Annotated in this window: 4 protein-coding genes and 1 pseudogene; 1 reads left to right on the top strand and 4 read right to left on the bottom strand. The window is 70.3% G+C overall.

The window, feature by feature from the left end; translation table 11 throughout:
• Positions 1-246 precede the first annotated feature (246 nt).
• The gene (locus AC07A6_RS33565) at positions 247-501 is read right to left on the bottom strand and encodes a hypothetical protein (protein WP_478779631.1); all 255 of its coding nucleotides are present in this window, start codon (positions 499-501) and stop codon (positions 247-249) included.
• Positions 494-652, bottom strand: coding sequence for a hypothetical protein (locus AC07A6_RS33560; RefSeq protein ID WP_478779630.1), 159 nt, complete (start codon positions 650-652; stop codon positions 494-496). The genes AC07A6_RS33565 and AC07A6_RS33560 overlap by 8 nt, the downstream gene beginning before the upstream one ends.
• Before the next feature lie 187 nt (positions 653-839).
• Between AC07A6_RS33560 and AC07A6_RS33555 the strand changes: the two genes are divergently transcribed.
• The gene (locus tag AC07A6_RS33555) at positions 840-2,084 is read left to right on the top strand and encodes a transcriptional regulator (RefSeq protein WP_478779633.1); all 1,245 of its coding nucleotides are present in this window, start codon (positions 840-842) and stop codon (positions 2,082-2,084) included.
• Here the strand turns inward: AC07A6_RS33555 and AC07A6_RS33550 are convergent.
• Both AC07A6_RS33550 and AC07A6_RS33545 read right to left on the bottom strand, forming a co-directional pair.
• Positions 2,065-2,730 carry an HAD family hydrolase gene (locus tag AC07A6_RS33550; RefSeq protein WP_478779629.1) on the bottom strand — a complete coding sequence of 222 codons (666 nt, stop codon included), beginning with the start codon at positions 2,728-2,730 and terminating at the stop codon, positions 2,065-2,067. The genes AC07A6_RS33555 and AC07A6_RS33550 overlap by 20 nt on opposite strands.
• A gap of 695 nt (positions 2,731-3,425) precedes the next feature.
• A pseudogene (locus AC07A6_RS33545) lies at positions 3,426-4,832 on the bottom strand (sensor histidine kinase); the annotation flags it as partial.
• Positions 4,833-4,910 lie beyond the last annotated feature (78 nt).

Here is a 4,910-nt window from a genome sequence, read left to right as displayed (position 1 = left end):
GCGATCGCCTTCGGCGACCCTTGACAGGCCGACCCGCCCCGGAAAGCCGAAAGACTGCCGGGAAACCCCCAAAGAAACGGCACGGTCCAGAGGAGGAGGGACGGGTCCGTCAGCGATGAGCGAGGGGCCGGGGGCAGGCCTGCCGGGCATCCGGGCTTTCATGTCTGCGATGCCGGGCCGGGGCGCGGCTACCCGCACGAGAGGTTGATCTCGGCGACCTGCGGAGCTTTCAGACGCGTCAGATCGCTACGCGCTTCGCTGATCTCGGCGACCGTCGGCCGTCTTGAGCTGGTCCGGGGCAGGTTCGATGTTGGTGGCGGCGGTGGTGAATTCGCGGCCGGAGGCACCCCGGATGTAGGCGAGCTCCATCCAGTGTTCGATGCCGGTGTCGGAGACGTTCTCGTTGATCACGGCCATCAGCACGCCTTCGGTACCGGACGCGATGTCGCGGACACGACGGTGGAGGAGGCGGTGGGGGACGTATTCGTAGCACTCACTCATCGGACGCCGCCTCGAAGGTGTGGAGGAACCGCTGCCAGCCGGCCAATGCCCGGTCGAGAAGTTCGAGGCTGGGCGGCTCTACGACCCTCACCCTCGGCAAGGGCTCGTCCCAACTGTCGACGCTGGGCACGTCTCGGGTGCGACTGGTCATGTCACTTCCTGCCGTGGTCAGTGGGCAGATCGCCCTGCTCCTGTTCGAGGTTCGTGCTTGAGGGACGGACCAGCTAGGACTTATCGCGGTCTTCTGGCTGCCTGTTTGAGGACTTCTGTTCGTCCAGCTGGGTAAAACGTGGTCCTTGTGGGGACTTGTTGAGAGAGTGGTCGTCCACCTGGCACACATGCGGAGGTTGAGCGTGGCAAGGTCACCTGGGAACGTCCGATTCAAAGCCGCCCGTGTAGCTGCTGGATATCTCTCGCAGCAGGCGCTCGTCGAGGCGCTCGCCGGCCGAGGTGTTTCCGTCGATGTGCGCCAAGTCCGGCGCTGGGAGTCGGATGCGCCTCCCTGGCCCTACGCTGCGGCCCAACAGGCGCTGACGGAACTGCTCGGGCAGGACATCGAGGCCCTCGGTTTCACTCCACCTGCCGGGCACGATCGCACGCTGACGGTCAGACGCGTACCCGTCGCGTCGGCGTTGCGGCTCCCGGTGCAGCATCCGGCGACGGTGCAGCCCGCGAGTGCGGCCGCCGACTACCTTGCCGTGACCCGGGCCCACCGGCGGCTCTACTGGACCGTGGCACCAGCGGTCCTTCATCCACCGGTCAGCGCCCACGCCGTCCTCGGTGAGGCTCTGCTCCCCGCAACGGCGGGCGCCACGCGACAGGCCGTCGCCGCAGCACTGGCCGAGTCGTTTCTCCTTGCGGGCCGCATCGAATTCTTCGACCTCCGAGAGCCTGAGCAAGCGGGCGGCACGTGGCTGCGTGCCCTTCAGGCTGCGGGAGAAGCGGACGATTCCGTGCTCGGTGCCGCTGTTCTGGCGCACATGGCCTTCATCCCGGGGTGGGATGGAGATCGCGCTGGCGCCGGCGAGCGGATGGTGATGGCCCGGACCTATGCCCGCAGGGGGCCGGCCTCTGCAGAATTCCTGGCGTGGCTCGACGCGGTCGAGGCCGAATGCGAGACGAGGTGCGGGCAGACGCGGACGGCCTTGAACCTCATCACGCACGGCGACGACCTGCTGGCGGCGGGTTCGGAGCACGCCTCCCCTGACTGGATGGACTGGTTCAGCCCAGTCCGGTTGGCCGCGTTCAAGGGGAACATCCAGCTCGCAGCCGGGCATCTCCCGCAGGCCAGGGAGACGCTCATGGAAGTTCTCGAAACCCTGCCGCCCGACGCTGACAAGCAGCGGACAGTGGTCCTCGCCGACCTGGGTGCCGTGGAGGCCGCTGCCGGGGCCCCTGAGGCAGCGTGCGCCTATGCGGTTCGGGCCCTGGAGCAGTTGGAGACGCACTGGTACGCGACCGGGATGGAGAGGGTCCGCGAGACGCGCCGCGCGCTCGCACCGTGGCAGCACGAGCAGTGCGTACGCGAACTCGACGACCGGCTGTACGGCTGGGCGACCACACTCAGCGCACTGACGCGTTGAACTCGTTGATCCGGCGTGGGAGGTCGAGGAGGCTGCCGACCCTGAAGGTCGGCAGTGCCTTGGCCTCTTCCGACTCCCACTGGACCGTGGCCCAGGGGCCGCGCCGGATCAGGGCGCTGTGCATGCCTGCGGCCACAGCGGGCCGCAGGTCGTTGTCGACACGGTCGCCCACGTAGAGGATCTCGCCGGGCGCGAACGGAACGGCCTTGGCGACGCGGACGAAGAACTCGGGATCGGGCTTGCTCGCCCCCCAGTCGTCGGAGGTGCCGATCAGATCGACGGCCGTGGCGAAGAGTTCGCGGAGGATCTTGCCGGCGCGAACCGTCTGATTCCCTGCGATGCCCAGCCACAGCCCGCCCTCGCGCAGCTGCGCGAGGGCGGGGCGGACATCCGCGTACAGGTCTCCTTCATCGAAGTGCTCTGGCTGCCCGGCGGCTGCCCTGGCCTCGCGCTGCTCGTACAGGTCGAAGCCGGGCTGGAAAACCTGGAAGGTATCGCGGTAGTCGCGGCCCTGCGCGATCACGGCTCCGAACATCGCGGCGAAAGTGTGCCGGGGCACGCCGAGCCAGTCGGCCCATGTGCCGTACTCCCGCGTTTCGTCCACCAGGCACTCGCCGACATCGAAGACCACTGCGCGAATCGTCATGCGGGAAGCCTAGTGACGACTCCTGGGAACTCGGCTGGCAAAGCCGAGGATTGGGGGCCAGGCCGGCCAGTGAATGATCGTCTTCCACTGGGATATCAGCCCAAGACGGTCGGCGGCCGCCGAGATCAGAGGAGCGCGTAGCGATCTGCTGCGCCTTTCGGACTCCCAGGTTGATCTCTTCGCCCTCTGGTGCGGGTATCAGCCCAGGACGGTCGTCGGACGCTGAGATGTGAGAAGCGCGTAGCGATCTGCTGCGCTTGGGGGCTTCCCAGGGGCATCCGATCAACCTTTGGTGCAGGTAGCCGCGCCCCCGGCCCTGGCCCGGGGCCGGACGGACCCGGATGCCCGGCGGGCCGGCCCCCGGCCCCTCGCCTCATCGCTGAGAGACCCGTCCCTCCGACTATCGACCGTGCCGTTTCTTTGGGGGTTTCCCGGCAGTCTTTCGGCTTTCCGGGGCGGGTCGGCCTGTCAAGGGTCGCCGAAGGCGATCACGAAGTGACGCGACCGAAGGGAGCGCCCTTGACAGGCCGGCACGAACCGGAAGGACGATGGGACTGACGGGAAGCCCCCAACCTTCTCTGATGCCGCCCGAGGGGATGCCGCGCACCCGCCCCCCGGCCCGCAGACGGGGAGGCGGGTGGGCAAACACCGACCCGCCCCCACCCCCTCGAGGGGGAGATAGCCAGCCCCCACCCCTACAGCCCCGCCTCCCACACCACCGTCGTCCCGCGCGTGCCTGCCTTCGTGCGGCCGTCGTCGGAGACCGTGAGGCGGACTCGGGAGGGGGTGGCGTCGACCTCCACCTCGATCGACGTGACCTCGCTGCGGCGGTGGGCCGCCGCCAGGGCGCTGCGCAGGGTGGAGAGCAGGGCCGTGGTGACGGGGTCCGGGAGGAGGGCGTCGACCGCGCCCGCGAAGTGCACCGACGGCTGGAAGCCCAGCAGTACGGCGGCTCCGCCCGTTTCGCGGAGCACCCGTCCCCGGAAGGTGGTGGGGGCGTCGCTCGGGGGTTGCTGGAGGGCGAAGATGGCCGTGCGGACCTCCTGGATGGTGGAGTCCAGCTCGTCCACCGCGCGGCCCAGTTCCTCCCCGACCTCGTCCCCGCCGTCGTCGTCGTTGCCCGCCGCCGCGTTCGACGACCTGCGCCGCGTGCTCTCCAGCATCATCTCGGTGGCGAACAGCCGCTGCACCACCAGGTCGTGCAGGTCGCGCGCGATGCGGTCGCGGTCCTCGTAGACGGCCAGCTGCTCGCGGTCGTGCTGCGCGTCCGCGAGGACCAGGGCCAGCGCGGCCTGGGAGGCGAACTGGGAGGCCAGCAGCCGGTCCACCGCGTCGTACGGCTGCCCGCCCCGGGCCCTGGGCAGGGCGAGGGTGCCGATCAGCTGTCCGCCGCTCTGCAGCGGCAGCATCATGCTCGGTCCGAAGCGTTCGCGTACGTGGGTGGTCATGCGGGGGTCGGTCGCGGAGTCCTCTATGAAGACGGGTTCTCCGCCCAGCAACTGCACCAGCACCGGTGAGCCGGGTGCGATGGCGGTACCGATCAGGTCGCCGGGGTCGCCGTGGGTGGAGGCGGCGACGATCTCCATGCCGCCCTCGGGGGTGGGCTGGAGGATGACGCCCGCCGCCGCGTCCGCGAGCAGCCGGGCGCGTTCGGCGACGCACATCAGGGCGTCGGCCGCGGGCCGTCCCGCCAGCAGGGTGGTGGTGACGGCGGCGGCGCCCTCGATCCAGCGTTCCCGCCGGCGTGCGGTCTCGTACAGCCGGGCGTTGCCGATCGCTATGCCGGCCTGCGAGGCCAGTACGCGCATCAGTGCGAGGTCCTCGTCCGTGAAGGGGCCGCCGCCGTGCTTCTCGGTGAGGTAGAGGTTGCCGAAGACCTCGGTGTGCACCCGGATGGGCACGCCGAGGAAGCTGCGCATGGGCGGGTGGCCGGGCGGGAAGCCGGCCGCGCGGGGGTCCTTCGTGAGGTCGTCGAGCAGCAGCGGCCGGGGGTCGCCGATGAGGGCTCCGAGCACGCCGGCGCGGCCGTCGGGCAGGCGGGGGATCGCGGCCCGTTCGGCTTCGGTCATGCCGGAGGTGAACAGCTGGGTCAGCCGGGCGGGGGGGGGGGGGGGGGGGGGGGGGGGGGGGGGGGGGGGGGGGGGGGGGGGGGGGGGGGGGGGGGGGGGGGGGGGGGGAGA

The sequence above is a fragment of the Streptomyces sp. NPDC044002 genome, from assembly GCF_056434525.1.
This window is presented reverse-complemented; position numbering and strand designations above follow the sequence as displayed.